The following is a 26,423-nucleotide window of genomic DNA, read 5'->3' as shown; positions in this document are numbered from 1 at the left end:
AGCATCATGCATCGATCCCCAGCGCACCGGTGGTCATCTCCCGCAGCAACGGGCGGACATTCTTGGACCTAGTGCGCCCGGCGCTGTAGGGAGTCGAGTTGATCAAACCGAACACCGCGTGCGCTTTTGTGCGAGCATCGCTTTCGCTGAGGTTCGTGTCGTGAGCCCTCAGTTGGGCAACCCACAGCTCGACGTATTCACGTTGCATCCGGCGCACCTTTCGCCGGGCGGCGTCCGGCAAATTCTGCAGGTCGCGGTCCTGGATTCGAATGAGCGCCGGGGATTCGAAGGCGAAGTCGAGGTGGAACTCGATCAGGTCGTCCAGCACGGTACGACCTGCAGGCTCGCGCTCTGCCACTCGCCGTCCACCGTCGAGTAGGTACTCGGAAATGCCGACGAGAAGTTCCACGAGAACGGACTCCTTGTTGGGAAAGTGCCGGTAGACGGCCGGCCCACTGACACCCACTGCAGCGCCCAGATCTTCGAGCCGCACGGATGCGAAACCGCGGTCGGCGAACAGTTCGGCCGCCGCGGACAGTAGCTGCGCACGCCGTTCCGCCTTACGGCGCTCGCGCAGCGTTTCCGGCTTGGACTCGCCTTCCACGGTCTGTTCGGCCATCGATTCCCCTCCCCATCCTGGACAACTCGGTTAATTCTAGTTTACTATAAGTTCAGTTATTTCTAGTTAACTGAAATCATTCGTTTCGCAGGATCGGACCGAAGGCGCGCACCACATGGCACATGAACCCAACGCCAGCAGGGCAGAACACCAGCTCCTCACCGCCGAACTCTCCGAACGCCTCGCCGGCGCCGCGCTCGGCGGTAGCGAGAAGTCGAGAGAACGTCACGTTGCCCGAGGCAAGCTGCTCCCCCGCGATCGCGTGAACGAACTGCTCGACCCGGGAAGCCCCTTCCTCGAGATCGCTCCGCTCGCAGCCAACGGCCTGTACGACGACGAGTGCCCGGGCGCAGGGGTCATTGCGGGAATCGGCAGGGTGTCGGGGCGTGAATGTGTCGTGATCGCCAACGACGCAACGGTCAAGGGCGGCACGTACTACCCGATGACGGTCAAGAAGCACTTGCGTGCCCAGGAGATCGCGCTGCAGAACACCCTGCCGTGCATATATCTGGTCGATTCCGGCGGTGCGTTTCTCCCCCGCCAGGACGAGGTGTTTCCTGACCGCGACCACTTCGGCCGCATCTTCTTCAATCAGGCCACCATGAGCGCCAAGGGAATTGCGCAGATCGCTGCGGTGATGGGGTCGTGCACCGCCGGCGGCGCGTACGTTCCGGCCATGAGCGACGAGGCCGTCATCGTCAGGAATCAGGGAACCATTTTTCTCGGTGGTCCGCCCTTGGTGAAGGCGGCCACCGGGGAGATCGTCACGGCCGAGGAGCTCGGCGGCGGTGACGTGCACTCCAAGGTCTCCGGTGTCACCGACCATCTGGCCGAGGACGATCGCGACGCACTGGACCGAGTGCGCAAGATCGTCTCGACGCTCGGACCTCGCACCCCGCGCCCGTGGGACATCGTGACGCCCCGTGAACCGATCGCAGACCAGCACGAGTTGTACGACGTGGTCCCCACGGACCCACGAACTCCGTACGACGTGCGCGAAGTGATCACCCGAGTCGTCGACGCAGGTGAGTTCGACGAGTTCAAGGCCGAGTACGGCAAGACTCTCGTCACCGGCTTCGCGCACATCCATGGTCATCCCGTCGGTATCGTCGCCAACAACGGTGTTCTCTTTTCCGAATCGGCGATGAAGGGCGCTCACTTCATCGAGCTCTGCGACAAGCGCAGCATCCCACTCGTGTTCCTGCAGAACCTCTCCGGCTTCATGGTCGGGCGCGACTACGAGGCGGGCGGAATTGCCAAACACGGTGCCAAGATGGTGACTGCCGTCGCGTGTGCCCGCGTTCCGAAGTTGACCGTCGTGATCGGCGGATCGTACGGCGCAGGCAACTACTCGATGTGCGGGCGCGCCTACTCCCCCCGCTTCCTGTTCATGTGGCCCAACGCGCGCATTTCCGTCATGGGCGGCGAGCAGGCCGCGTCGGTGTTGGCGACCGTGCGCAGCGACCAACTCGATGCCGCGGGCAAGACCTGGTCGGAAGAAGATCAGGAGTCGTTCAAAGCGCCGATTCGCGCCCAGTACGAGACACAGGGCAACCCGTACTACTCGACGGCCAGGCTGTGGGACGACGGCATAATCGACCCGGCCGATACCAGAACTGTTCTTGGACTGGCATTGTCGGCGTGCGCCAACGCACCGCTCGAACCGGTCTCCTACGGCGTTTTCAGGATGTGAGACAAATGGTCGAAAGAATCGATACCGTTCTGATCGCCAACCGCGGTGAGATCGCAGTCCGCGTGGCTCGAACCCTGCGCACGATGGGGATCACCTCCGTTGCTGTCTACAGCGATGCGGACGCAGGAGCTCGGCACGTCACCGAGGCCGATACTGCCGTACGCATCGGACCGGCTGCAGCGAAGGACAGCTATCTGTCGATCCGCAACGTGATCGAGGCAGCCGAACGCACAGGCGCCCAGGCAATTCACCCGGGGTACGGATTTCTCTCCGAGAACGCAGAGTTCGCGGCCGCGTGCGCGGAGGCCGACATCGCATTCCTCGGCCCATCGGCCACGGCCATCGCCGCGATGGGCGACAAGATCACGGCGAAGGACGCCGTGACCCAGTTCGGGGTCCCGGTCGTTCCGGGCATCTCGAGGCCCGGGTTGACCGACGCCGACTTGATTGCCGGCGCCGACGAGGTCGGCTTCCCGGTACTGGTCAAACCGTCGGCAGGCGGCGGCGGAAAAGGAATGCGGCTGGTGGAGCGAGCAGAGGACCTGCCGGCCGCTCTGGCCAGTGCCCGCCGTGAGGCTGCGTCGTCGTTCGGCGACGACACGCTCTTCCTCGAACGGTTCGTCCTCCGGCCCAGACACATCGAAGTGCAAATCCTGGCGGACCAGCACGGCAACGTCATTCATCTCGGTGAACGCGAGTGCAGCCTGCAACGCCGGCACCAGAAGGTGATCGAGGAAGCGCCGTCGCCCTTGCTCGACGCGCAGACCCGCGCCCGCATCGGCGAAGCGGCGTGCAACACGGCCCGCAGCGTCGACTACACCGGCGCAGGAACTGTCGAATTCATCGTCTCCGCAGACAGCCCCGACGAATTCTTCTTCATGGAGATGAACACCCGCTTGCAGGTCGAGCACCCGGTCACGGAGATGGTGACGGGACTCGATCTCGTCGAATGGCAAGTTCGTATCGCTGCAGGTGAGGTACTGAGTCTGCAGCAGAACGACATCGTTCTCACCGGTCACGCCATCGAGACCCGCGTGTACGCGGAGGATCCTGGCCGCGGCTTCCTACCCACCGGTGGCACCGTCGTCGGGCTCCGCGAACCCGGCGGTGACGGGGTTCGGGTCGATTCCTCGCTTTCCGTCGGTACCGAGGTGGGAAGCAACTACGACCCGATGTTGTCGAAAGTGATTGCGTACGGGCCCGATCGACCCACCGCCCTGCGCACACTCGATCGCGCGTTGTCGGAGACAGCCGTACTGGGCGTCGTCACCAACATCGAGTTCGCCCGATTCCTGCTCGACGACGACGACGTTCGAGCGGGCACGCTCGACACAGGTCTGTTGGACCGCCGACTGGAAGATTTCACTCCTGAGTCGGTGCCGGATCAGGCGCTGATCGCAGCTGCAGCCGTCTCCTGGCTCGAGATGTGGATCGGCACCGGGGCCGACATCTGGTCGTCCCCGACCGGATGGCGGGTGGGCGAGCACGCGCCGTTCACTGTGCGATTGTCCACGGGCGAAGCGGCAGTGCACGTCTCGATCAGCGGTGTTCCTGGATCTGCGACGGTTGCCGTCGGCGATGGGCCGTCCAGGCCCCTGCACGCAGAAGTACGAACGGACACCATCGTGACCGTCGTGGACGGTCACCGTGAGACTGCGCGATTCGCCCACGCCGAAAATGCGACGTGGATTTCCAGTTCACGCGGAACCTGGTCGATGTCGACGGTGTCCGAGCCGAGTGTTCGCGCCGAGGAAGCCCACTCGGGTAACGCCGAGATCGTCAGCCCGATGCCCGGTTCGGTCATCGCTGTCGAGGTCGCTACCGGCGACGCCGTGAGTGCAGGAACCGCCGTCGTCGTCGTCGAAGCGATGAAGATGGAGCACGCCCTGACCACACCTGTCGACGGAACCGTCGAACTCGCAGTGTCGGTCGGAGACCAGGTTCAGGTGGACCAAGTTCTCGCCCGCATCATTCCCAACGAAGATTCAGAGGTGCAATCGTGACCGACTACCTGTCATCGTCCTCCCTGCCGGACGAGTATCGCCAACTCAAGGACTCGGTAGCCGATTTCGCGAAAACGGTGGTCGCGCCGGTGTCGGCGAAACACGACGAGGAGCACTCCTTCCCCTACGACGTCGTGGCGAAGATGGGCGACATGGGCTTGTTCGGACTCCCGTTTCCCGAGGAGTACGGCGGGATGGGCGGCGACTACTTCGCGCTCTGCCTTGCCCTCGAGGAGCTCGGCAAGGTGGATCAAAGCGTCGCGATGACACTCGAAGCAGGGGTGTCCCTCGGCGCGATGCCCGTGTTCCGATTCGGCAACGACGCGCAGAAACAACAGTGGCTACCGAAATTGACCACGGGTAGGGCGCTGGCGGCCTTCGGTCTCACCGAGCCGGGAGCGGGCAGCGATGCCGGCGGCACCAAGACCACCGCGAAGCGCGACGGCGGTGACTGGATCATCAACGGCAGCAAGCAATTCATCACCAATTCGGGAACCGAGATCTCCGAGCTGGTGACGGTGACCGCAGTGACCGGGGTCGACGAGGCGACAGGCAAGAAACGCATCTCGTCGATCCTCGTGCCGACCGACACACCGGGATTCGTCGCCGAACCCGCCTACAACAAGGTCGGGTGGAACGCGTCGGACACACATCCGTTGAGCTTCACCGACGTCCGCGTACCCGTGGAGAACCTGCTCGGGGACGAGGGGCGCGGGTACGCCAACTTCCTGCAGATCCTCGATGAAGGCCGTATCGCCATCGCTGCCGTGTCCGTCGGTGCGGCACAAGGATGCGTCGACGAGAGCGTCAAGTATGCGAAGGAGCGCGAGGCGTTCGGCGCACCGATCGGACGCAATCAGGCGATTTCGTTCAAGATCGCGCGGATGGAAGCGCGTGCGCACACCGCCCGTACCGCGTACTACGACGCCGCCGCGCTGATGCTGGCAGGTAAACCGTTCAAGAAAGCAGCGTCGATCGCCAAGCTCGTCGCCTCCGAGGCTGCGATGGACAATGCCCGAGACGCCACGCAGATCCACGGTGGATACGGATTCATGAACGAGTACGTGGTGGCTCGGCATTATCGGGACAGCAAGATCCTCGAGATCGGCGAAGGAACGACCGAGGTCCAATTGATGTTGATTGCGCGGGGGTTGGGGCTATGAGCGGGAGGACTATTCGGCAGCGAGGCCTGTGGTTCGAGGAAATGGAGGTCGGCGTCACCTACGAGCATCGGCCCGGCCGAACCGTCACCGAAGCGGACAACACGCTGTTCACGACCCAGACGATGAACACTCAGGCACTACATCTCGACGCGGCGTACAGCGAGAGCACATCGTTCGGTGAGCGGTTGGTCAATTCGATGTTCACGGTGTCCACCGTCGTTGGCCTGTCCGTCGCACAGCTGACTCAGGGCACCATCGTGGCGAATCTCGGTTTCTCCGAGGTGACGTTCCCCAAGCCGCTGTTCCACGGCGACACGCTGTACGCCGAGACTTCGATCTCGGACAAGCGTGAGTCCAAGAGCCGGCCCGGCGAGGGCATCGTCACGTTCACGCATACCGGGCGTAACCAGCACGGCGACGTTGTCGTGGTCGCTGTCCGCAAGACACTGGTTCGGATGAAGCCGGCCACGGACCCACTGTCGGAGGATCGTTCATGAACTGGGTGCCGCCCGGTCCGGCCTGGTTGTTCTGCCCGGCGGATCGACCGGAACGGTTCGAGAAAGCGGCCGCGCGCGCAGACGTCGTCATCCTGGACCTCGAGGACGGCGTTGCACCGGCGGACAAGGCTGCTGCGCGCGAAGCACTGGTTGCCACCCCACTCGACCCGACCAGAACCATCGTCAGAGTCAACGCGCACGGCACCGACGACTGCTCGGCGGATCTCACCGCACTGAACAGAACCGACTACACCGTCGTCATGCTTCCCAAGTGCGAGAGCCCCCAAGACGTGTCCGCCCTGGCGCCCCGCGATGTGATCGCGTTGTTCGAGTCACCGGCCGGGGCCGTCGAGTGCCACCGTGCTCTGGGCGCCGACAACGCTGTCGGCGCGATGTGGGGCGCCGAGGATCTCATCGCCGCCTTGGGCGGTAGCTCCAGCCGATTGCCGGACGGCTCGTATCGAACTGTCGCGCACCATGTCCGGTCTCAGGTTCTGCTCGCCGCGAAAGCGCGGGGTTTGTTCGCCCTCGACTCGGTCTATCTCGACATTCCCGATCTCGACGGTGTACGCGAGGAGGCCGACGACGCCGTGGCGGTAGGCTTCGACGGCAAGGTCGCGATCCATCCCAGTCACATCCCGGTGATCCGCCGCGCCTTCGCGCCGACGGACGACGAGATCGATTGGGCCGAGCGCGTTCTGGACGCCGTGCAGTCGAACCGCGGCGTGTTCAGCCTGGACGGCAAGATGGTCGACGCGCCGGTGCTCACCCATGCTCGACGAATCCTGGCGCGTCGGACCACGTCCCCGTAGCTCGGCGCACCGGTGCAGGCATAGACGATCGCCCGACGGGGTAAGGACCATCGGTGCCCGAACTCCCCGAAGTCGAGAACGCCAGACAAGTCGTCGAGAAGGCGCTCGATCGCGTCATCGTCGAGATCGACGACGCCGACACCTTCGAATGCAGACCCCATCGTCCGGGCGACATTGCCCGGGCACTCACCGGCGGCATGCTGGTCGAAGCGCGCCGCCGCGGCAAAGCGATGTGGTGCGAGACCAGGCTCGCCGACGGCTCCGACGGCCCGACTCTTGGAATTCACCTCGGTATGGGTGGACGCATCATCGTCACCGCACCGGACGGCGAGCAGACGTCCCGGTACGGCGGCGGCGATCCGCATGTCGGCGAACGGGACACGGACAAACCCGAGTGGACTCGGTTCGCGATCACGTTCGACGACGGCGGACAGCTCCGTCTGTTCGACAAGCGGCGGCTCGGCCGTGTACGGCTCGAACCCGATATCGACGCGCTCGGCCCGGATGCCGCCGAGATAACCCGCGACGATTTCCGGCACCGCATCGGCATCAGCGGTGCTCCTCTGAAAGCACGCTTGCTCGATCAGGCCGCGGTGTCCGGGATCGGAAACCTCCTCGCCGACGAGGTTCTGTGGCAGAGCGAACTGTCACCGTCACGCCGTGCGAAGACTCTGACGGTCGACGAACTCGACGAACTCCGAGTGATTCTGCGGCGCGCGATCAGGTCCGCCATAAAGAAAGGCGGAGTACACACCGGTGAGATCATCCCGTTCCGCAAGAAGGATGCGACGTGTCCTCGCTGCGGCGCACCGATGTCTCGCGGAACCGTCGGCGGCCGTACGACGTGGTGGTGTTCCCGCGAACAGGAATGATGTCGTTCCCAGAGTCTATTCGGGCAGAGTAAATTCGGGCAGAGTCGACCCGGGCTGAGTCGACTCGGACGAGTCAGCCCCGTCCCATGTACGGCATCCGGTTCGCCATGATCGTCATGGTCGGGACGTTCACGTCGAGCGGCAGGTCCACCAGCTGCACGACAGTGTTCGCGACGTGCACCGGATCGAACGTAGGTTCCGGGCGGCTGGACCCGTCTGCCTGCCGAGCGGCGAGTGCGATGCCCGCGGTCATGTCGGTCGCGGCGTTGCCGATGTCGATCTGGCTGCAACAGATGTCGAAATCGCGGCCGTCGAGGGCGATGGACTTGGTCAGCCCGGACACTCCGTGCTTGGTTGCGGTGTAGGCGACACTCCCGGGACGCGGCGTGTGCGCGGAGATCGAACCGTTGTTGATGATCCGGCCGCCTCGTGGGTCCTGGGCCTTCATGATGCGCACCGCCTCGCGCGCGCAGAGGAACACCCCGGTGAGATTCGTGGCAACGGTCTGCGACCAGTCGGCGGGATCGACCTCGTCGATGCTTCCCGACGGCCCGAACGTGCCCGCGTTGTTGACGAGCACGTCGAGTCTCCCGAAGTCCGCGACCACTCCTTCGAACAGTCGTTTGACCGAATCGGGCACGGACACATCACATTCACGGACGTCTGCTCGATCGTGTCCTTCGGCAACCTCGTCGAGACTCGACCGGGTCCTGCCCACCAACACCACACGATGGCCGACGTTCAGCAGGCCGGTCGCCATGGCGCGCCCCAGCCCGGATCCCGCTCCGGTCACGACGATCACACGTTCGATTTCGATCACCATCACTCCATTCCATCACGCCGCCAGAACGAGGGTTCGGATCTGCGCACCCGACGCGCTCGACGCCTCACCGCCGACGGTCAGGTTTCAGTCGGTCGTGCTTGTGCATAGGTTCCCGGCGGAACGCCGACGAGTTCGGTGAACTCCCGCGTGAAGTGAGCTTGGTCGAACCAGCCGTAGCGAGCCGCGAGGTCAGCAAGCGATCCGGAGTAGCCGTTGTCCAGGTCCGTCACCGCGTCGTGGATGCGATAGCGCGCCAGTACCCACTTGGGTGTGGCGCCGACGAGCTTCTCGAAAAGTCGCTGCAGCCGCCTCGTCGCGATCCCGCACCGGTCCTCGACCTGCTGGACTCGGACGAGGGAGCGGTCGTGCAGCATCACCTCGATGATGTCCAGAACTGTGGAGTAGTCCGGCTCGACGCCCCGCACGTACGGGCGGAGTGCGGCGTCCATGTGCAATCGACACTCGTCCGGCGTGAGATGCGAACCCAGAGTTGCCAGCGACCCGACGGTCTCCGTCGAGAACGCGACGGGAGGTGCGACGAACACGTCGCGCAACGTGCGGGCGTGAGTGCCGGTGAACGACGCGAATCCTCCCGGACGAAACTTGGCCCCGAACACCCATCCGGAGTGCGCCAGTCGGACGTCGAACCGTCGAGTGAGTACGCCCGTCACGACCACCGGATCGGTCACCCCTTCTCGAAGGTGCCCGCGTTCGACGCTCAAGGTGCATGCTGGGTGCGGAAGCGTCGAGCTGGCGTACGTCGATCCGGACGGCAGATCCCAGAGCAAAAGCCAGTAGTTCTCGATCCACGGAGACAACGGAGCCGAGCAGGGAAGCCGAGTGAGCTCGACGTGGCGTGCGAGTTCAGCGGGTCGTAGAACACCCGCAGTGGTTGCTGTCGCATTTTTCCTATCCGCCACGTGGAGCAGTCTAGGAGGCTGTGACGACACCGTTCGTCAGGAGAGAGACATGAACACCACGCCCGTGGCAACACTGAAGATGGTCACACTGGACTGCGCTGACCCCGAGGCCAACGCGACCTTCTGGTCGTCTCTGCTCGGATGGGACGTCGTCCACTCCGAGAAGGACTACGCGATGTTGGCGGGCCCCAGCAGCGCGTTGGGGTTCGGACGAGTCGAGGACTATGCCCCGCCCACGTGGCCCAACGAACACGGCAGCAAGCAGTTTCACTTCGATCTAGCCGTGGCCGATCTCGACGACGCAGCACGCGCGGCCGTCGACCTGGGCGCCACCCTCCCCGACGACCAGCCCGGCGAAACCTGGCGGGTCCTGCTCGATCCGTCCGGTCACCCCTTCTGCCTGACCAAAGCCGAGAACTGGGGATAGTGCGAGAAGAACGACATCCCAGGGTCCGGTCCGTCCTGCGAGCTACTTGTTCCGCTTCTGTTCCGCTCGGATCAGCCCGCCGCCGACGATCAAACGCTGTATCTCGCTCGTACCCTCGTAGAGACGTAGCAGCCGCACGTCGCGGTAGATCCGTTCGACCGGTATCTCGCGCATGTAGCCTGCACCGCCGTGGATCTGGACCGCAAGATCGGCTACCTTGCCGACCATTTCGGTACAGAAGAGTTTCACGGCAGAGGGGGCGATGCGTCGGTCTGTTTTCTCGACCCAAGCCCTCGCTGCTTCCCTGACCATGGCGCGGCCGGCCATGACCCCTGCCTGCTGGTCGGCGATCATCGCCTGCACGAGTTGAAAGTTTCCGATCGGCTCACCGCCTTGCCTCGACACCGCAGCGTGAGACACCGACTCGTCGAGCGCACGTTGTGCCTGACCGACGGCGAGTGCGGCGATGTGCACTCGCCCACGCGCCAACGACGTCATCGCCGCTTTGTACCCGATGTCGCCGTTTCCGCCGACAAGCGAATCGGCCGGGGCCCTCACGTCGGTGAACGTCACGTCCGCGGTTCCCGATCCCTGCTGGCCCATCTTGGCGTCCTTGGCCCCGACGGTGATTCCATGAGTGTCGGCAGGGACGAGGAACACTGCGATACCGTTACCGCTCTCCGGTTTCGGATCCAACTGGGCGAAGACGACGAACATATCGGCGATCGGCGCGTTGGTGATGTACCGCTTGTTGCCGTTGATCACCCAGCCCGAACCGTCGACTCTGGCCGTGGTCGCGAGCCCAGCAGGATTGGAACCGGCACCGTCCTCGGTCAGAGCAAACGAGGCGACGATGTCGCCTGCTGCCATACCCGGCAGCCACTTCGCCTTCTGCTCCTCGGTGCCGAAACCGACGAGAACCTGCCCGGCAATCCCGTTGTTGGTACCGAACATCGACCGCAGGGCCAGCGACGTGTAACCGAGCTCCATCGCGACTTCGACATCCTGAATCAGGTTGAGACCCAGTCCGCCCCATTCCTGCGGTATCGCGAACCCGAACAGGCCCATCTCCGCGCACTGCGCCCGCACATCATCCGGTATGGCATCAGCGTTCATGATCTCCACTTCGCGCGGTACGACGCGTGACCGCACGAATTTCGAGATCTGCGTCAGCACATCGGAAAAGACATCGTCGGGTACATCCGGGTTCAGGGTGTCCATGCATCCACTATCGACCCGGACACCACTGTGCAGCAATCACCAAGCGACTGGTTCGCTCGCACCGACAGCTTGACTCTCCAGTGCAGGGAGACTGGATGGTAGGAGCATGAACGAACCAACGCCGCCGGAAACACATACCTTCTACCCGACCACCCTGTCGCTGAAGGGTCGAAGGGCCGTTGTGGTCGGCGGGACCAGAGGCCTTGGATCGGCGGTCGTCGATCGTCTCGCCGACGCCGGAGCACAGGTGCTGTCGGTCGGTCGAACACCTGCGCGCAGGACCAGGGTTGACGGCACGATAGAAGTTGACGTCACCGACCCGGTGTCGGCGGGCAAAATTGCTCGCGCGGCGGACGATGCAGGCGGAGTCGACTTCGTGGTGCACGTAGCAGGCGGTTCCTCGTCCCCGGGCGGCGGCCATGCGACGATGACCGACGCCCACTGGTACGACGAACTTGCGCTCAACCTGATGTCAGCGGTCCGCATCGACAGAGCGTTGGTGCCGCTTTTGTTCGCGAACGGAGCGGGTGCGATCGTGCACGTCGGGTCGATACAAGGCAGGATGCCGTTGTACGACGGGACACTGGGTTATGCCGCTGCCAAAGCCGCGTTGCGCACGTACAGCAAGGGGCTCGCGAACGAGCTCGCTCCTCGTGGAATACGCGTCAACACGGTCTCACCCGGCGGGATTCAGAGCGACGGCGCACTCGATCTGGCCAGGCGGATAGCCGCGGCGCGCGATGTGAACGAGCAAGAGGGCATGACTGTTCTCATGGACTCGCTCGGTGGGATTCCGGCCGGCCGATTGGCGCCGGCCTCCGAGATAGCCGACGTCATCGGATTCGTCGTGTCCGACGCGGCTGCATCGATGACGGGACACGACGTGATCGTGGATGGGGGCACCGTGAAGACGACGTGACCGCCGCACCCACGACGAGTCGAGGGGTGCTCAGCGCGAGTGCGCAGTGACCTGTGCCGACCGCGGTCGGGTCAGGCTGCGCGGACCGACAGCAGCCGTACGGATGTTCGGGTACGACGGCTTCGGCGTGGAGGGCGCGGTCGTCGGCTCGGTGCGTCGTTCGCCCACACGAACCGACTCTGGACCGGCGCACGGGTATACGACGCCGTCGATCCGCAACGAAACCTCGTAGTTGCCCTTCACCAGCGCGAAGGTCGACATCGTGACGCCCGTGTGACCCTCGGGAACCACCACGCGGTGACTCAGTGCGAACACCCCCGCGTGCAACACCTCGCAGACCTGACCTGGGCGAACGTTGTCGGCTCGGACTGCGATCACGTTGGCCGCACCGCTTCGTGGGACCGACGCGGACACTTCGGGTGCATCGTCGACGAGCCTGAGATGGTTCCTGTCGCCCCGCATGAACTCACTCCTCCAGTCAGCAGGCCCCGACATCGACGTCGAATGCCTCTCGATGGGTATTCGGATTCCGTCGCTGCAGGTATTGGTTTGTCCGCAGATCGGCTTCAGCGGTGACGCACTCGGCCGAGGCCCGCAGTCGATGATTCTGCGGTGCGCGTCAAACCCAACGCTGTCAACAACGCGATTCCCCACAGCGCGAACAGCGGATCCCACACGATCGCGTGTCCGATCATTGTCGTCTCGTTGTATCCACCGCTCGGTGTGAACAGTCCAGCCAGCACCGCGCCTGCCGCGATGGTCGACATGCCGCCCCACCCGACCAGAACGAATCCGCCCGCCCAACCGACCACCCGCAACGGGCGGTGGAAGCGCCCCTGATGACGCTCGTCGACCCACGGCACGACCGCCGCAACCAGCTTGACGACAGCGATCGTCCCCAGCGCCAGCCCGGTCGTCAGCGGGTGTTCAACCGAAAGCTGGACGGCCCACTCCCCGACCGATTCGAGCTGCCACCGCCCGCCGAGCGCCCAGTACATGCTTGCCACCGCGTGAACCACCCCGGCCCCGGCGGCAACCGCGAACGCTGCAGTCGAAGCCTTCGTTCGCTCGGTGCCCCGTGTTCGCATGGAACAACGGTACGAATTACCCGAGGGCGGCACATCCAGGATTACCCGGAGTGCTGCCCTGACCGCACCCGGATACCGACACCCAGTTTCCGGCGCCGCACTACGGGAGCGAATTCGCTTGAACGGTGACTGTTGTCGTGGGGCTCGAGCATCACGCTGGGGCTACCAGTGCGCGATGGGAACTGCATCTCGCTCCACTCCATGCGCCGCTATGAAGCACGGAGGTTGGCATCCTCACTCCGAATCGACCGTGCTCGTGGTCGATTCCGGCGCCGACGGCACCCAAGGCTTCAGCGGTTGCACCACATCACGGTAGAACGCATCTATCTCATCGGTGCGGTCGGGCGCTCTCCAAAGACATTCATTCGACCGAATGACTCCAGGACTGCTCCGAAGATCGACGATTCCAGCCTCGCCGGCGCTACCCGCCCCAACGCTTCAATTCGTCGGGCGCGAAGTACATCTGTTGAGTAGCACCGAAACGAACCAGGATCTGGTTCTTCTCCTCGTAGAACCAGACAACAGTGCCGTAGACACCGCTCATGGGCCCACCCGTCGTTGTTACCCCGTCTCCAACCTCGTAAGCCGCCATTCCCACAGATTACCTATCGCCCAGATGCGACGACGTGTGCAGAAGTAGTGAATCGACGCATTGCCTCTCGACCACTGCACCTTTGGGACTGCACGACCTCACAGTTATCCGAGGATGGTTGAAAGGAATCCGAGCAAACAGGCGCTGACCGTCAAGGCAGGCGGTATCCGGCAGCACGGAAGAGTCGATACCACTCTTCCCGGCTCAGACTGATATCGCTCCCGGCCACGGCTTCAGCTACTCGACTCGGCGTGGTCGTCCCCAGGACAACTTGGATCTTCGCCGGGTGACGGGTGAGCCATGCCGTCGCAATGGAAGTGGGAGTCACACCGTGATCGCGGGCGAGGTCGTCGAGAGCGTCGTTCAGTTCTGGGTAGTTGTCGCGATCACCGATGAAAACCTTTCCTGTGTAGCCGCTTTGGAAGGGCGACCAAGCTTGCAAGGCTATGTCGTTGATGCGCGCGTAATCCAGAAGGCCGTTGCTCAGGTCGATCGATTGGTCGAGACCACCGATGTTCGACGCCAAACCCGCAGCGATCAACGGCGCATGGGTGAGGCTCAGTTGCACCTGATCGATGATCAGCGGCTGCGTCACCTCGGTGGCAAGCAACTGAATTTGACCGGGTGTGTGGTTGGAGACGCCGAAACTGCGCACCTTTCCGGCCGAGTGCAGAGCGTCGAATGCAGCGGCGACCTCGCTGGGCTCGACCAGACTGTCCGGCCTGTGCAACAGCAGCACGTCGAGATGATCCATGCGGAGCGCGGAGAGCGATCCCTCGACGGTGTCGAGGATGTGCGCCTTGGAGAAGTCGTAGAACCCGTCCCGGATCCCTACCTTGCTTTGAATGACGACCTGCTCGCGTTCGGAGGGCAGGAATGTCACTGCGTCTCCGAATCGACGCTCGCATCCGTGTCGACTTGTGCCGTAGATATCAGCGTGGTCGAAAACCGAAACACCCGCATCGCGAGCGGTCCCGACGAGCTTCGCGATACTCGCATTGTCGAGTGCTTCGATGCGCATCAGGCCGAGAACGATGCTCGACGCGCGCGGGCCGCCAGCGAACATCTCGTAATACTTCACGCACACCCTCGATCACCATTCGTGCCTGCACCGTCCAGAGGCCGCCACCCTACCCTCCTCCAGCGCGCCAGTTTCTACATTTCGACGGTGTCGTTCGTGCCGACATCCGGCTTGTCGCCCGTGATCCTGGACTTGGCGTACGCGAGCAGGGTCGATACCTTGGACCCCGGCGCTGACCAGTATTCCGCGCCCTCCGCTTCGACAGAGATCAAAACGACCTCGGGAGACTCAGGGCCGTCGTCGAACCATGCTGCCGCCGCCTGATTCCATAGTTCCTTCTTCTTCGCCTCGTCGAGAACGATCTCTGCTCGTCCGGACACGGAAACCCAGGCTGTCCCCGACTGGAACGACACATTCACCGAACTGTCCGCGCGAACGTCGCCGACCTTGCGCGAATCGTTGCGCGCGAAGAACCACAGCGAACCGTCGAAGTCGTGCTCCTGCAGTGCCATTGGACGGGACAGCAGGTGTCCGTCACGGCCGTGTGTGGTGAACATGCACAGCTTCGAATCCTTCAGGAGCTCGGTCACTTTGGAGATACCGGCCGTACGGTCGTCGTCGATTGTCATTTCAGGGTTGTACCCACAGTGAGCCCCCGCAAACGACAACGGACTTGGACCCGACCGTTATCGCGCCCGTCCGGATGAAACCCTCAACTGGGTTCGGTGGTGACCGCGGTGCCGTAGGCGCACACCTCGACTCCTCCGGTGTCGCCGTAATCGTTGGTTTCGAATCGAAACGCGACCACGGCATTGCCACCCTTCGCCGTGGCTTCCGCCGACAATCGGGACAGCGCTTCGGTGCGAGTTTCCTGCAAGAGCGTGGTGATGCCCTTCAGCTCTCCGCCCGCGAGCGCTTTGAAGGAGGCACCGATATTCGATCCGATGTGGCGCGAGCGCACGGTCAAACCGAACACCTCACCGTGTACCGCTGTGATGCGATGGCCAGGAATCTCGTTCGTAGTCACGATGATCATGCACTGCACGATAGGCGGTGATTCACGACCGCGACAACGTATTCGACAAGATGCACTGGCGGTGCCAGCCGCGGTCTCCGAAGCACCGACAACCACTCCGAAGTAGGTTCCGAGCCGTACTCGAATGTCGAATCGAGGGCGCATTTCAGGGAGCCTCCCCGTTTTTCGAAACGCGCAACCCGATGCTTGTTCCGCGAGCGGCGCCGCAGAGTCTCGAACTCACGCCGGGGGTGAGGAACACCTGAACCACGCCAACCCATTCTCACGCAGCCTTCGGAGTTCAGCCCCAGGGTGCAGTGACGTCGATGATCCAGGTGACTCCGAAACGGTCGGTGAGCCGAACGGAACGTGAATCGTGATGCGCTCGGACTCGATCCGAATTCAACCGACTAGGTCATGAGTCTTCGACAGGGCGGGCAGTGATCATGTGCGCAGGGGCGTCGCAGCCGCTGCACCCAAGGACGCCACGGTTCGGTCGGCCACCCGCTCGAGCTGCGCACGCGTGGCGCCGTCGCGGGCTCGTTGCGACATGCCCTGGATGATCACGCCGATGTATTCGGAGATCTCGATCGGATCCCAGGATGTCGGAAGGACGCCGTCGGCAATGTCGGCGGTGATGCGCTCCGACAGAAGCGCCACGTTGGCATTGCGCATGTCGCGCAATCGATCTGCGACACCCTGGTTGGCGTCGGTGACGCTGACGGCAGAGCTGATGATGAGACACCCACCCGGACACGACTCGTCGGTGTAGTGCGACGCGGCGTCATACAACAGCCGGGAGATCAGCTTGGCCGCATGAGGTTCCTCCGAGAAGGCGCGGTTCATGAAGTCACCGCGTGTGGCGAGGTAATGCTCCACGGCCGCGAAGAAAACGCCTTCCTTGCCACCGAATGCGCCGTAGAGGCTCGGAGGGTTGATGTGCATCGCGGAGGTCAGCTTGGAGACGGATGTGCCCTCGTAGCCATGCTCCCAGAAGGCAAACATCGCCTGTTCTAGCGCGGTGCCCACGTCGAACTTCCGCCCCTGCCCCGGTACGCCTGCCATAGGACCTCCTGGTCTCGCTCCGAATTGTGATCTAGTCTACTCCTGTAGCGATCACTACGCGAATCCCTTACCCTCGGTTACGAACTTTGGTTCGCCGAAGCACCGCAAAGGAACCGTCACAGCCCGAGCTTGCAGTTCATCGTCCAGGGGGATCGAAATGCGTAGTGCCGCTTCATTCAAACTCGGCCTCAGCCACACGGCGGACGCCGACTCCGCGTGGAAGGTCGAGGCCGTCAAGCAAGTCGAATACCATGTCATCGCCGCGCGAAACCTGTTCGCGCTGAAAAGTACGCAGCTACTCGACAGTTGCAGCGCGGCACCCTTGACCCGCGGCGACCGTCGTCTGATCATCATCGATGCCAATGTCGACCGCATCCACGGCGACCGTATCCGCAGGTACTTCGAACACCACGGCGTCGACGCACACTTCGTGCCCATGCGAGCCGACGAGACAGTCAAGGAGTGGAGCTCGGTAATCCGGGTGGTCGACGCCATGAACGGCTTCGGCATCGACCGGCGCCGCGAGCCGGTCATCGCCATCGGTGGTGGCGTACTGCTCGACGTCGTCGGATTCGCCGCCAGCGTGTACCGCCGTGGAACCCCCTACATCCGCATCCCGACCACGCTCATCGGCCTGGTCGACGCCGGTGTCGGCGTCAAGACCGGCGTCAACTACGCCATGGGCAAGAACCGTCTCGGAACGTATGCGCCGGCGATCGCCACCTACGTCGACCGCGCGTTTCTCCGCACCCTCGACGACCGGCACCTGTCCAACGGTCTCGCGGAGATTCTGAAGATGGCGCTGATCAAGTCGGTCGACCTGTTCGAGTTGCTCGAAACGTACGGTCCGCGTCTGATCGCCGACAACTTTCAGGGGACGTCAGGCGAACTCGACACTGCCGCAACGCAGGTCATCGCGGAGTCCATCCACCTGATGTTGGAGGAACTGCAACCGAATCTGTGGGAGTCCTGCCTCGAACGGTGCGTCGACTACGGGCACACGTTCTCCCCCACTCTGGAGATGGAAGCGCTGCCCGCGTTGCTACACGGTGAAGCCGTCGGCATCGACATGGCCCTGACGTCGGCACTGGGTTTCCTGCGCGGCAGCCTCGGCAGCGCCGACCTCGACCGGATACTGACGGTCATGAAGCGGCTCGGGCTGCCGGTCTGGAACGACGTGTTGGACAAGACAGGACTGCTCGACGCCGCACTCGCCGACACCGTCCGTCACCGTGACGGTCGGCAGCGATTGCCGCTCCCCGTCGGCATCGGCGGTCACCACTTCGCGAACGACGTCACGCCCGGCGAAATCGCCTCCGCGCTGAAATTGCTGAGCCGAAAGAACGCCGAACTCGGAGAACCGACGGTCACGAGGGTCGCGTCATGAAGTGGGACAGCCTCTACATCGAGGGCTTCGGTTCGTATCTTCCGGATGCGCGAGTCCAGGCTGCCGACATGGTCGCCGCGGGCCGCTTCGAGGAGGTCGAGCATCAGAAGACCGGGCAGACGTCGGCGGCAGTGTCCAACCCCGACCTCGGCGAGTCCGCTCCGGACATGGCCGTTCTCGCGGGCCGAGCTGCGTTGAAAGACAGCGGAATCAGCACCGAGGACGTCGACCTCCTCGTCCACGCCGTAGTCCTGCACAACGGGCTCGAGGCGTGGAACTGCGGCGCATACATCCAGAACGAACTCGGTATCGAGGACTGTTTGCCGATCGAGATCCGGACCGCCTGCGCCGGCGCGATCGTCGGGATGGAGATGATCGGACGCTGGTTCGACGGTCGCGGCAAGGGCCTGGTCACCGCATCCGACGCGTGGCGTGAGCCCCTGTTCGATCGGTGGACCTCCGACAGCGGACTGGTCTATGGCGACGGCGCGGGGGCCGCCGTCATCGGTCCGGATCCCGGCCCGTTCCGCCTGCTGTCCACCTCCGTGGTGAGCGACGCGCACCTCGAGCAGATGCACCGCGGCCACGACAGTCTCGCCATGCAGGTCTATAGCACCGACGGTCCGCTCGACCTGCGGAAGCGGGTAGCCGGATTCACCGAAATGCATTCCATCGACGAATTCTGGTCCCGCAACTCGGCAGCCCTGTCGCGTTGCGCCGAAACAGCATTGGGTGATGCCGCCACGCACCACGGTGAGATCACCCGGTGGATCGTCCCGAACTTCGGCAATGTGCTGCTCCGCAAGCAATGCTTCGAGCCGCTGAAGATCCGCCCTGATCAGACACTTGTCGAACTCGGCCGCGAGATCGGCCACACCGGTGCCGCCGATCCTTTGCTCGGTCTCGATCTGCTCCGCCGTACCGAGACGCTGGACCCGGGTGACCGAATCATGCTCACCGGCATCGGCGTCGGATTCACCTGGGGATGTGCAGTCGTCGAATACACCGGCCACGACAACTCAACGAAGGGATAGACCATGGTCACCGAGACACGTCTGAGCGAGCCCGCAGCCACGCGTCCTACCAACGCGAACGTCGCCATCCTCTGGATGCTCCTCGCCGTATTCGGCGTCGGCACCGTCGAATATCTCGTCGCGGGTGTCCTCCCGGACATCTCGTCCGACGTCGCCGTGAGCAATTCGACGGCCGGCCTGCTCGTCACGATCTACGCCGTCACCGTCGTGATCGGCGGCCCGCTGCTCACCATCGTCACCACCCGGGTCCCGCGAACACCGCTCATCGCAGCGCTGATGGCCCTGTTCATCGTCGGCAACATCGGCACCGCATTGGCGCCGAACTTCGCCACCCTGGTCGTCTTCCGGGTCATCACCGCGCTTCCGCACGCGACGTTCTTCGCGCTGTGCCTCGTGCTGGCCACCTCCCTGGTGGCCCCCGAGTTCCAGGGCCGCGTCATCGCCCGCGTCACGCTCGGCCTCAACCTCGCTACGGTTCTCGGTGTTCCGCTGGGCACGTTGATCGGCACCCAACTCGGCTGGCGCTGGTCGTTCGCCATCATCGCGATCTTCCAGCTCGTCGTCACCGCAGCCCTCATCGTCTCGACCCGACGCGCAGCGCCGTCTCATCAGACCGGCAGCGTCACCTCGGAACTGGGCGTGTTCACCCGCGGCCCGGTGCTCTGGGCCATCGGCCTCACCGCGTTGAGCCAGGCCGCGCTGTTCGTCGTGTTCACCTACATCGCGCCGTACCTCACCGACCACGCCGGGATCTCGGCGTCCACCGTCACCATCGTGCTGTTCGTGTTCGGGGTCGGCTCGGTGGTCGGCAACCAACTCGGCGGCCACTTCGCCGACAAGGCCCTGGACAAGACGCTCTACGTCGCGCTCACCGCACTCGCCGCGGCACTGCTGGTGCTGTTCTTGTTCGGCGGCACCCCGTGGTTCGCGTTCGCATGGATGTTCGTCCTGGGCGCCGCAGGCTTCTCCATCATTCCGCCGTTGGCCTCCAAACTGATCGGCGCGGCCAGTCAAGCGCCGCACCTCGCCGCGACGGTCAACATCGCCGGTTTCCAGCTCGCGAACGCCGCGGGCGCGTGGATCGGGTCCATTGCGTTGTCCGGCGGCTACAGCGTCGGGATTCTGCCCGCCATCGGGGCTGTTCTCGCCGTCGCCGCCGTCGGATTGCTGTTCCTCAGTCGCCGTACCGCCCGGGTGGCCGTGTGAGAGCGGCCGTGATCGACGCGCCTCACTCGGTGTCGGTCGTCGAACTCGACGCGCCTGTCTGCGGTCCTGACGACGTCGTCGTCGCGGTGAAGTACGTCGGCCTGTGCGGTACGGATCTCGAACTACTGCACGGCACGTCGTCGTATCTGGTGGACGGCAAGACGTCGTATCCGCATCACTTCGGACACGAGTGGGTGGGCATCGTCCAGGAATCGGGCGCTCACGTCCATGACCTCGCCGCCGGCGATGCCGTCACCGGCAGCACGATGATCTTCTGCCAGTCGTGCACGGCCTGCGGATCGGGTCGACGCAATCAATGTTCCGACCTCCGTGAGGTCGGCCTCTACGAGCACGGCGGCGCCGCAGCCGAATTCCTCGTCATGCCGCGTCGCGCCCTGGTATCCCTGGGCCGCGCTCCGGCCGAACCGGAACACGTTCTCATCGAACCCCTGGTCACCGTGCTCGAAGCCGTCGACTCGGCGTCGGTCTCCCCGGGCGATCGCGTCCTCGTCATCGGAGCGGGGACCATCGGCAGCCTCGCTATCGCCATGCTGTCGCAGTACCCCGTCACCGTCGACGTGCTCGAACCACGACCCATCGACCACCTCGGTCCCAGCGCCGCCGCACACAGCTTCACCAGTACCGAGGCCCTGGCAGGACCCTACGACATCGTCGTGGAAGCCTCGGGTGGCGACGGCGCGCTGGGAACGGGAATCGGCGTACTCCGACCGGGCGGAAAGTGCATACTCGTCGGGGTCGCCGCGCAGTCGGAGTCCATCGACCCCGGAGCGGTTGCGCTGGCCGGAATCTCGATCATCGGGGTGCGCCATGGCGTCGATCACTATCGGCGTGCAGCGGCCCTGTTCCCCCTCATCCGGCCCGCCCTGGCGTCGCTCATCGACAGCGTCGTGCCCCTCTCGGACGCGAAATCCGCCTTCGATCGACTCGAAAGCCACCGAACCCGGCCGAAGGTGGTGATCTCCATTGACTAGACCCGGCTACACGGTCGTCACCGGCGCGAGCAGCGGCATCGGCCGCGCCATCGCGCTTGCGCTCGCCACGGAAGGGCACAACCTCATCCTCGGCTACGGCAACGGAATCGATCGAATCGACGCCCTGGTCAACGATATTCGTGCGGATCATCCCGTCGATGTCGTCCCGCTTCGGCTGTATCTGCGCGACGCCCATGCCGCCGTCGAGACCGTTCTCGACGCAGCAGATCGCCTCGGCGAGATCCGATGCCTGGTCAACAACGCCGGTGTCAACGACCGTTCTCCGGCCGATGCGCTCGACGTCGGCCGCATCGAGGATGTGCTGGCGATCAACACGGTCACGCCGTTGGCGTTGGCGTCGGCGGTGGGTCGCCGCATGATCGCCGACGGTATCGCGGGATCCATCGTCAACATCACCTCGGTTCACGACTCGGTGCCCATCACCGGGGGATCGATCTACTGCGCGAGCAAGGCGGCGCTGGCGGCGTCGAGCAAGGTGCTCGCCCTCGAATTCGCGCAGCACGGTATCCGCGTCAATTGCGTCGCACCGGGCGAAACGGCGACCGCGATGAACGGCGTCGACGACGAGTCCTCCTACGCCGCCATCGACCGGCCCGCGATCCCGCTCGGTCGTCCGGCGGGTGTGCACGAAGTAGCCACTGCCGCGGTGTTTCTCGCGAGCTCCGCGTCGAGCTATGTCACCGGAACCACCATCACTGTCGACGGCGGACTCGTACTCACCGCCGCCGAGCAGAACGCACGCTATGCCGGTGAACTGCACACGGCCGATACATCGAAGGCCGCCACATCGAAGGGAGCTGCATGAGAGCCATCATCGTTCACGGCAAGGGTGACCCCGACGTCCTCACCGTCGGCGAGATCGAGGAGCCCACCGCGGGGCCCGGCGACATCACCGTGTCGGTGGCCGCCGCGGCCGTCAACCCGGTAGACCTCAAGACCCGGTCCGGCTTCCTGCCCATCGATCTGACGTATCCCGCGGTGCTGGGATGGGACGTGTCGGGCACGGTCGAAGCAGTCGGCTCGTCCGTCACTCGATTCGCCCCCGGCGACACCGTCATCGGGATGATCGCGCAGCCGGCGCACCGTTTCGGTACGTACGCCGAGCGCGTCGTCGCCGACGAATCGCTGTTCGCCCACGCCCCCACCGGCGTCGGCCTCGAGCATGCGGCCGCGATCCCGTTGGCGGCGCTCACCGCCGTGCAACAGCTCGACAAGATCACGCTTCCGGCAGGCGCCACCGTGGTGGTGACCGGTGCTGCGGGCGCGGTGGGGCGCATAGCGTCGGCGATCCTGTTGTCGCGCGGCCACCGGGTCGACGCGCTGGCGCGGGAGACGGACACCGACGACCTTCTCACGCTCGGCGTGGGGTCGGTGTTGGCCAAGCCCGTCGATCTCGAGCCACGGAAGTACGACGCGGTGGTCGACACCGCCGGAGTGGTCGAGGCCATCGACGGTGTGCGTGACGGCGGATCGTTCGTCTCCATCGAAGACGGCGACCAACCCGAACCACAGCGGGGCATCACCCCGGGTAAGAGCTACGTGAACGAGGACGGGCCTGGCCTAGCGGAGTTCGCCTCACTTGTCTCCTCGGGGGAGATCACCGTGCCGATCGCTCGCACATTCGGATTCGACGAAGCCCCGCAGGCTCACGCCATGCTCGCTGCCGGTGGAACACGAGGAAAGGTGCTGTTGATCCCATGACCGTCACCACGAATGCCCGAACATCGCTCAGCACGATCGGAATCACTGTTCCCGACGCGCACGAGGCAGCCGATTTCGTCGCGTCTCTGCTCGGCGTCGAGAGTGGCAACGGCGCGACGGTTCCGGTCGGCTCCACATCGATCGAATTCACGTCCTCGCGCAGCCCGAATCAGGCCCCGCCGCGCCTGGTCGACATCGGCACCAATCACCTCTGCTTCACCGTCGGCGACATCGAACGCGCTGCCGATCACCTTGCCGGGCTGGACGATGTGTCCGTTCTCGGCGAGGTGATCACCGTGCCGGAAGGCCCGATCGCCGGCAACAGATGGGTCTACTTCCGTTCACCGTGGGGGACATTGTTCGAACTGCAGAACTGGCCCGAGGTGCCGGGCTATTACGGCGACACCGACGCCCGCCTGCATCACCGACGCGAGGACTTACCGTCGGCCACTCTGCCCACGTGCCGCGGATTGGACCACTCGGGGTACAGCGTCGCCGATCTGGACGCGGCCATCGACCGCCTCGTGAATCACCATGGAGCGACGGAAGTTCTGCGGACCGACATCGAGGCCGACCGCGGCTTCATGACCGCGCAGTTCGACCTCGACGTGGAAGGTACGTCGCGGATGGCAATGGTGTCGGTGGGAGAGCTGAACATCGAGCTGTTCGAACACCACATCGGCCGTCGATACGCCGCACGCCCACTCACCGCGAACGGCAGCAACTTCCTGACGCTTCCTGCTGAGGGTCGGCGCGACGGCGTTCGACTGTTTCCGGGTGCGCTGTGAGGTACGGACTCAACCTCCCGAACTTCGGGCCGCAGATCGATGCCGACGGGATCCTTGCGTGGGCCACCACCGCGGAAGCCGCCGGCTTCGACAACGTGCTGCTGTCGGATCACGTGGTGCTGACCGACGACGCCCATCGCCGCTCGCCCGCGCCGTTCTACGAGTGCCTGGCGACGCTGTCGTGGTTGGCGGGTCAGACCCACACCATCCGTCTGGGTAGCGGCGTGCTCATCGGCAGCCACCGCCATCCGGCGCACCTCGCGCACGCGACGGCCACCATCGACACACTCAGCGGTGGGCGGTTGATCGTCGGCGTGGGTGTCGGGTGGACGTCTCAGGCGTTCGACGTGCTGGGTGTCCCCTATCACCAACGCGGGCGGCTGACCGATGTCACCCTCGACGCCCTGGTGGCGGCATGGTCGTCGGAGACCTACGAGGCCCTCGGCGCCAGTGGCACCCCGCGCCGCGTGCACGGTGGGCCGCTGCCCGCCCAGACGCCGCACCCGCCGCTGTGGATCGGCGGCAACGGCCCCGCTGCGATCGCGCGGACGAACCGCGTGGGCACTGGGTGGCATCCGCTGCACCCGTCGAGGCAGCTGTGCGCGGCCGGCGCCGACGCCCTCGACGACGGCAAGGACTTCGTCCCACGTATCTACTTCCTGCCCACCGAGACTCCGGTTCAGTCGCCGAACCGTCCCCTCGGGTACGGCAGCGTCGAGCAGATTCACTCGGACATCGATTTTCTCGAGGGGCTCGGCGCCGGCACCGTGGTTCTGGATACCGATCCGGGCGATCAACGGTTGCGGCGATCCACCGAGCACGATCTCGAACTCGTCCGCTTCGCCGGAGAAAGCATGGGGATGGGGGTCACGGTATGAGTCTGCAGCCCAGCCCGATTCGGCAGTCCATCACTGCGGGTGCGTTCCTGTTCGACATGGACGGCACCCTCGTCGACTCGCACGCATCCATCGAGGCGGTGTGGTTCGAGTTCGCCCAGCGACACGACGTCGACAGATCGATTGTTGCCGAGGCACTTCCGGGCCGACTCGCCGCCGATATCGTTCTGCGCGTCCTCGGACCCGCAGCCGACGTACGATCCGAGCTGCAGTGGATACGAGAGCACGAGCGCCGGAGCGTGGTGCCGGTTCAGCCGATTGCCGGCGCCGCGAGATTCCTTGCGTCGGTGCCGCCCGAGAGGTGGGCGGTGGTCACGTCGGCGACGCGATCGATGATGGTCCGACGCCTCACCGCCGCCGGGCTCCCGACGCCGCGGATCGCCGTCGCCGCGGAGGACGTGACCGTCGGCAAGCCGGCCCCGGAAGGGTTCCTCTCCGCGGCAGCGCAACTGGGCGCGTCCATCGAGTCGTGCATCGTGTTCGAGGACTCGTCGGCGGGAATGGCTGCCGCGGCGAATGCCGGTGTGCGGTGCATCACCATCGGCGACGAGCCCGGCCAGAACATCGCGCGCGTCGACAACTTCGACTCCCTGCGGGTCGAGATGCGCGACCGGTCGCTGGTCATCGACCTGTACCCGGCGAAAGACGTGCATCCGGTGACCGACGCGATTCCCGTGCGATGACCGATACTGTCTCCGTCGATCTGGGTGGTACGTGGCTGCGCATTCGTGTAGGGAGCGCGACCGAACGGTTCCCGGCGCCCAGTGTGCTGCAACAGCCTGGCCTGTCCGTGGACAGGTTGCTGCAACAGTTGGTGGATACGCTCGACGTCCACGTGCCGCACGGTGCAAGGGTGAACATGTCCTGCGGCGCGGCGCTCGACGAGCAGAAGGGCGTGGCACTCGGTTCCGGGCCACTGTGGGGCGGCGCGCCCTCGGGCGAGATTCCGCTACTGCACATGCTGTCGTCTCGACGCCCCGATGTTCGCTGGACCCTGGTCAACGACGTGACGGCAGGATTGGCGTCGTACGCTCAGGGGTTCGCTCGCCCCACCGATCGGCACCTGGCGTATATCACGATCAGCAGCGGCATCGCGGTGCGCACGGCCTACCTGGCCGAGAAGGTTGTTCCGGTCGATCACCGCGGATTGCAAGGCGAGGTCGGGCACGTGCGCGCCGTCAGTTCCGCGCCTCCGGCCGTGCTGCAGTTGCCGTGCGCGTGCGGTGGCGTCGGGCACATTTCGTCGATGTCGTCCGGTCCCGGAGTGGCGGCGGTCGCGCAAGTCCTCGGAATCGACTACGAGGAGCGGAGTTTCGCTTCTTCGCTGGCGGAGGGTACCGATGACCTCGCTCGATTGCTGACCGTGGTAGTCGAACCCATTGCCGAGTTGATCCGCACCATGATCACGCTCGATCCGCGACTCGACCGCATCGGGATCGGCGGCGGGGTAGCGGAGGGACTGGTCGGGTTCTACGAGCGCGAACTCATTGCGCAACTTGCCGGCTCGCGTTCGTATGCCGACTCGCTCACGTCGGATCGGGTTCGCGAGATCATCCACGTGTGCGCGCCCGGCGACATCGACACACTCTCCGGAGCGGACGCAATCGCCGACGGTTACCTTCGTGTGACTAAGATTTGAAAGAGGAAC

At 64.6% G+C, this 26,423-nt stretch carries 29 protein-coding genes; 18 read left to right on the top strand and 11 right to left on the bottom strand.

Annotation, left to right across the window (positions count from 1 at the left end; translation table 11 throughout):
* Positions 1-4 precede the first annotated feature (4 nt).
* On the bottom strand, positions 5-619 hold the full coding sequence (locus CH292_RS21770; protein ID WP_037181186.1) for a TetR/AcrR family transcriptional regulator: 615 nt from the start codon (positions 617-619) through the stop codon (positions 5-7).
* A gap of 115 nt (positions 620-734) precedes the next feature.
* Here CH292_RS21770 and CH292_RS21765 point away from each other — a divergent pair, with 115 nt between their 5' ends.
* From CH292_RS21765 to CH292_RS21740, 6 genes are read left to right on the top strand one after another with little or no spacing between them, the layout of a single operon-like run.
* Complete coding sequence (locus CH292_RS21765; protein WP_020113272.1) at positions 735-2,312, top strand: carboxyl transferase domain-containing protein; 1,578 nt, start codon at positions 735-737, stop codon at positions 2,310-2,312.
* Between the two features lie 5 nt (positions 2,313-2,317).
* Positions 2,318-4,315, top strand: coding sequence for an acetyl/propionyl/methylcrotonyl-CoA carboxylase subunit alpha (locus CH292_RS21760; protein WP_094655728.1), 1,998 nt, complete (start codon positions 2,318-2,320; stop codon positions 4,313-4,315).
* Positions 4,312-5,478: an acyl-CoA dehydrogenase family protein gene (locus CH292_RS21755; protein WP_019667759.1), complete on the top strand. Its 1,167-nt coding sequence runs from the start codon at positions 4,312-4,314 to the stop codon at positions 5,476-5,478. Before CH292_RS21760 ends, CH292_RS21755 begins: the two co-directional genes overlap by 4 nt.
* On the top strand, positions 5,475-5,975 hold the full coding sequence (locus CH292_RS21750) for a MaoC family dehydratase (protein ID WP_026348240.1): 501 nt from the start codon (positions 5,475-5,477) through the stop codon (positions 5,973-5,975). The genes CH292_RS21755 and CH292_RS21750 overlap by 4 nt, the downstream gene beginning before the upstream one ends.
* Entirely contained in the window at positions 5,972-6,787 is an 816-nt protein-coding gene (locus CH292_RS21745; protein ID WP_020113269.1) for a CoA ester lyase, read from the top strand. Before CH292_RS21750 ends, CH292_RS21745 begins: the two co-directional genes overlap by 4 nt.
* Before the next feature lie 53 nt (positions 6,788-6,840).
* Positions 6,841-7,659, top strand: a complete 819-nt coding sequence (locus CH292_RS21740) for an Fpg/Nei family DNA glycosylase (RefSeq protein WP_019667762.1) — start codon at positions 6,841-6,843, stop codon at positions 7,657-7,659.
* Between the two features lie 73 nt (positions 7,660-7,732).
* On the opposite strand, the gene CH292_RS21735 is transcribed toward CH292_RS21740, so the two are convergent.
* Complete coding sequence (locus CH292_RS21735; protein WP_094655727.1) at positions 7,733-8,482, bottom strand: SDR family oxidoreductase; 750 nt, start codon at positions 8,480-8,482, stop codon at positions 7,733-7,735.
* A gap of 77 nt (positions 8,483-8,559) precedes the next feature.
* Entirely contained in the window at positions 8,560-9,402 is an 843-nt protein-coding gene (locus CH292_RS21730) for a helix-turn-helix transcriptional regulator (protein ID WP_256978435.1), read from the bottom strand.
* 49 nt (positions 9,403-9,451) lie between these two features.
* Between CH292_RS21730 and CH292_RS21725 the strand changes: the two genes are divergently transcribed.
* Positions 9,452-9,829 (top strand): VOC family protein, encoded by a 378-nt coding sequence (locus tag CH292_RS21725; RefSeq protein ID WP_037181166.1) that lies wholly within the window; start codon positions 9,452-9,454, stop codon positions 9,827-9,829.
* Positions 9,830-9,871: 42 nt separating this feature from the next.
* Here CH292_RS21725 and CH292_RS21720 read toward each other — a convergent pair whose 3' ends face one another.
* Positions 9,872-11,050, bottom strand: coding sequence for an acyl-CoA dehydrogenase family protein (locus CH292_RS21720; RefSeq protein WP_094655725.1), 1,179 nt, complete (start codon positions 11,048-11,050; stop codon positions 9,872-9,874).
* 106 nt (positions 11,051-11,156) lie between these two features.
* Between CH292_RS21720 and CH292_RS21715 the strand changes: the two genes are divergently transcribed.
* Positions 11,157-11,969, top strand: a complete 813-nt coding sequence (locus CH292_RS21715) for an oxidoreductase (RefSeq protein WP_256978433.1) — start codon at positions 11,157-11,159, stop codon at positions 11,967-11,969.
* Positions 11,970-11,999: 30 nt separating this feature from the next.
* Here CH292_RS21715 and CH292_RS21710 read toward each other — a convergent pair whose 3' ends face one another.
* From CH292_RS21710 to CH292_RS21680, 7 genes are all read right to left on the bottom strand, one after another.
* Positions 12,000-12,431 (bottom strand): hypothetical protein, encoded by a 432-nt coding sequence (locus CH292_RS21710; RefSeq protein ID WP_094655724.1) that lies wholly within the window; start codon positions 12,429-12,431, stop codon positions 12,000-12,002.
* Positions 12,432-12,535: 104 nt separating this feature from the next.
* The gene (locus CH292_RS21705) at positions 12,536-13,057 is read right to left on the bottom strand and encodes a DUF3995 domain-containing protein (protein ID WP_019667769.1); all 522 of its coding nucleotides are present in this window, start codon (positions 13,055-13,057) and stop codon (positions 12,536-12,538) included.
* A 421-nt stretch (positions 13,058-13,478) separates the two neighbouring features.
* Positions 13,479-13,601, bottom strand: a complete 123-nt coding sequence (locus CH292_RS29440; protein ID WP_020113261.1) for a hypothetical protein — start codon at positions 13,599-13,601, stop codon at positions 13,479-13,481.
* Positions 13,602-13,800: 199 nt separating this feature from the next.
* The gene (locus CH292_RS21700; RefSeq protein WP_094655723.1) at positions 13,801-14,730 is read right to left on the bottom strand and encodes an aldo/keto reductase family oxidoreductase; all 930 of its coding nucleotides are present in this window, start codon (positions 14,728-14,730) and stop codon (positions 13,801-13,803) included.
* 74 nt (positions 14,731-14,804) lie between these two features.
* Entirely contained in the window at positions 14,805-15,299 is a 495-nt protein-coding gene (locus tag CH292_RS21695; protein ID WP_019667772.1) for a pyridoxamine 5'-phosphate oxidase family protein, read from the bottom strand.
* Positions 15,300-15,382: 83 nt separating this feature from the next.
* The gene (locus tag CH292_RS21690) at positions 15,383-15,706 is read right to left on the bottom strand and encodes a YbjQ family protein (protein ID WP_026348243.1); all 324 of its coding nucleotides are present in this window, start codon (positions 15,704-15,706) and stop codon (positions 15,383-15,385) included.
* Between the two features lie 423 nt (positions 15,707-16,129).
* Positions 16,130-16,750, bottom strand: coding sequence for a TetR/AcrR family transcriptional regulator (locus CH292_RS21680; protein ID WP_019667776.1), 621 nt, complete (start codon positions 16,748-16,750; stop codon positions 16,130-16,132).
* 157 nt (positions 16,751-16,907) lie between these two features.
* Here CH292_RS21680 and CH292_RS21675 point away from each other — a divergent pair, with 157 nt between their 5' ends.
* From CH292_RS21675 to CH292_RS21630, 10 genes are read left to right on the top strand one after another with little or no spacing between them, the layout of a single operon-like run.
* The gene (locus CH292_RS21675) at positions 16,908-18,137 is read left to right on the top strand and encodes a sedoheptulose 7-phosphate cyclase (RefSeq protein ID WP_094655722.1); all 1,230 of its coding nucleotides are present in this window, start codon (positions 16,908-16,910) and stop codon (positions 18,135-18,137) included.
* Positions 18,134-19,171: a 3-oxoacyl-ACP synthase III family protein gene (locus CH292_RS21670; RefSeq protein ID WP_094655721.1), complete on the top strand. Its 1,038-nt coding sequence runs from the start codon at positions 18,134-18,136 to the stop codon at positions 19,169-19,171. Before CH292_RS21675 ends, CH292_RS21670 begins: the two co-directional genes overlap by 4 nt.
* A gap of 3 nt (positions 19,172-19,174) precedes the next feature.
* Positions 19,175-20,377, top strand: coding sequence for an MFS transporter (locus tag CH292_RS21665; RefSeq protein WP_020113254.1), 1,203 nt, complete (start codon positions 19,175-19,177; stop codon positions 20,375-20,377).
* The gene (locus tag CH292_RS21660) at positions 20,374-21,369 is read left to right on the top strand and encodes a zinc-binding dehydrogenase (protein WP_094655720.1); all 996 of its coding nucleotides are present in this window, start codon (positions 20,374-20,376) and stop codon (positions 21,367-21,369) included. The genes CH292_RS21665 and CH292_RS21660 overlap by 4 nt, the downstream gene beginning before the upstream one ends.
* Complete coding sequence (locus CH292_RS21655) at positions 21,362-22,195, top strand: SDR family oxidoreductase (protein ID WP_094655719.1); 834 nt, start codon at positions 21,362-21,364, stop codon at positions 22,193-22,195. The genes CH292_RS21660 and CH292_RS21655 overlap by 8 nt, the downstream gene beginning before the upstream one ends.
* The gene (locus CH292_RS21650) at positions 22,192-23,091 is read left to right on the top strand and encodes an NADP-dependent oxidoreductase (RefSeq protein ID WP_094655718.1); all 900 of its coding nucleotides are present in this window, start codon (positions 22,192-22,194) and stop codon (positions 23,089-23,091) included. Before CH292_RS21655 ends, CH292_RS21650 begins: the two co-directional genes overlap by 4 nt.
* Positions 23,088-23,879 carry a VOC family protein gene (locus tag CH292_RS21645; protein WP_094655717.1) on the top strand — a complete coding sequence of 264 codons (792 nt, stop codon included), beginning with the start codon at positions 23,088-23,090 and terminating at the stop codon, positions 23,877-23,879. Before CH292_RS21650 ends, CH292_RS21645 begins: the two co-directional genes overlap by 4 nt.
* The gene (locus CH292_RS21640) at positions 23,876-24,757 is read left to right on the top strand and encodes a TIGR03619 family F420-dependent LLM class oxidoreductase (RefSeq protein WP_094655716.1); all 882 of its coding nucleotides are present in this window, start codon (positions 23,876-23,878) and stop codon (positions 24,755-24,757) included. The genes CH292_RS21645 and CH292_RS21640 overlap by 4 nt, the downstream gene beginning before the upstream one ends.
* Entirely contained in the window at positions 24,754-25,458 is a 705-nt protein-coding gene (locus CH292_RS21635) for an HAD-IA family hydrolase (protein ID WP_094655715.1), read from the top strand. The genes CH292_RS21640 and CH292_RS21635 overlap by 4 nt, the downstream gene beginning before the upstream one ends.
* A complete protein-coding gene (locus CH292_RS21630) occupies positions 25,455-26,414 on the top strand; it encodes an ROK family protein (RefSeq protein WP_094655714.1) in 960 nt (319 codons plus the stop codon). Before CH292_RS21635 ends, CH292_RS21630 begins: the two co-directional genes overlap by 4 nt.
* The last annotated feature ends 9 nt before the right edge of the window (positions 26,415-26,423 follow it).

Source organism: Rhodococcus sp. 14-2470-1a, from assembly GCF_002259425.1.
Taxonomy (GTDB): Bacteria; Actinomycetota; Actinomycetes; order Mycobacteriales; family Mycobacteriaceae; genus Rhodococcoides; species Rhodococcoides fascians_E.
This window is presented reverse-complemented; position numbering and strand designations above follow the sequence as displayed.

Excerpts from the sequence above, each read along its gene's own strand:
- CH292_RS21635 (WP_094655715.1), top strand. The coding sequence starts at position 24,754 with ATGAGTCTGCAGCCCAGCCCGATTCGGCAGTCCATCACTGCGGGTGCG.
- CH292_RS21715 (WP_256978433.1), top strand. The coding sequence starts at position 11,157 with ATGAACGAACCAACGCCGCCGGAAACACATACCTTCTACCCGACCACC.
- CH292_RS21645 (WP_094655717.1), top strand. The coding sequence starts at position 23,088 with ATGACCGTCACCACGAATGCCCGAACATCGCTCAGCACGATCGGAATC.
- CH292_RS21765 (WP_020113272.1), top strand. The coding sequence starts at position 735 with ATGGCACATGAACCCAACGCCAGCAGGGCAGAACACCAGCTCCTCACC.
- CH292_RS21630 (WP_094655714.1), top strand. The coding sequence starts at position 25,455 with ATGACCGATACTGTCTCCGTCGATCTGGGTGGTACGTGGCTGCGCATT.
- CH292_RS21720 (WP_094655725.1), bottom strand. The coding sequence starts at position 11,050 with ATGGACACCCTGAACCCGGATGTACCCGACGATGTCTTTTCCGATGTG.
- CH292_RS21690 (WP_026348243.1), bottom strand. The coding sequence starts at position 15,706 with ATGATCATCGTGACTACGAACGAGATTCCTGGCCATCGCATCACAGCG.
- CH292_RS21750 (WP_026348240.1), top strand. The coding sequence starts at position 5,475 with ATGAGCGGGAGGACTATTCGGCAGCGAGGCCTGTGGTTCGAGGAAATG.
- CH292_RS21760 (WP_094655728.1), top strand. The coding sequence starts at position 2,318 with ATGGTCGAAAGAATCGATACCGTTCTGATCGCCAACCGCGGTGAGATC.
- CH292_RS21665 (WP_020113254.1), top strand. The coding sequence starts at position 19,175 with ATGGTCACCGAGACACGTCTGAGCGAGCCCGCAGCCACGCGTCCTACC.
- CH292_RS21675 (WP_094655722.1), top strand. The coding sequence starts at position 16,908 with ATGCGTAGTGCCGCTTCATTCAAACTCGGCCTCAGCCACACGGCGGAC.
- CH292_RS21670 (WP_094655721.1), top strand. The coding sequence starts at position 18,134 with ATGAAGTGGGACAGCCTCTACATCGAGGGCTTCGGTTCGTATCTTCCG.
- CH292_RS21680 (WP_019667776.1), bottom strand. The coding sequence starts at position 16,750 with ATGGCAGGCGTACCGGGGCAGGGGCGGAAGTTCGACGTGGGCACCGCG.
- CH292_RS21735 (WP_094655727.1), bottom strand. The coding sequence starts at position 8,482 with ATGGTGATCGAAATCGAACGTGTGATCGTCGTGACCGGAGCGGGATCC.
- CH292_RS21705 (WP_019667769.1), bottom strand. The coding sequence starts at position 13,057 with ATGCGAACACGGGGCACCGAGCGAACGAAGGCTTCGACTGCAGCGTTC.
- CH292_RS29440 (WP_020113261.1), bottom strand. The coding sequence starts at position 13,601 with ATGAGCGGTGTCTACGGCACTGTTGTCTGGTTCTACGAGGAGAAGAAC.
- CH292_RS21770 (WP_037181186.1), bottom strand. The coding sequence starts at position 619 with ATGGCCGAACAGACCGTGGAAGGCGAGTCCAAGCCGGAAACGCTGCGC.
- CH292_RS21695 (WP_019667772.1), bottom strand. The coding sequence starts at position 15,299 with ATGACAATCGACGACGACCGTACGGCCGGTATCTCCAAAGTGACCGAG.
- CH292_RS21710 (WP_094655724.1), bottom strand. The coding sequence starts at position 12,431 with ATGCGGGGCGACAGGAACCATCTCAGGCTCGTCGACGATGCACCCGAA.
- CH292_RS21725 (WP_037181166.1), top strand. The coding sequence starts at position 9,452 with ATGAACACCACGCCCGTGGCAACACTGAAGATGGTCACACTGGACTGC.
- CH292_RS21745 (WP_020113269.1), top strand. The coding sequence starts at position 5,972 with ATGAACTGGGTGCCGCCCGGTCCGGCCTGGTTGTTCTGCCCGGCGGAT.
- CH292_RS21650 (WP_094655718.1), top strand. The coding sequence starts at position 22,192 with ATGAGAGCCATCATCGTTCACGGCAAGGGTGACCCCGACGTCCTCACC.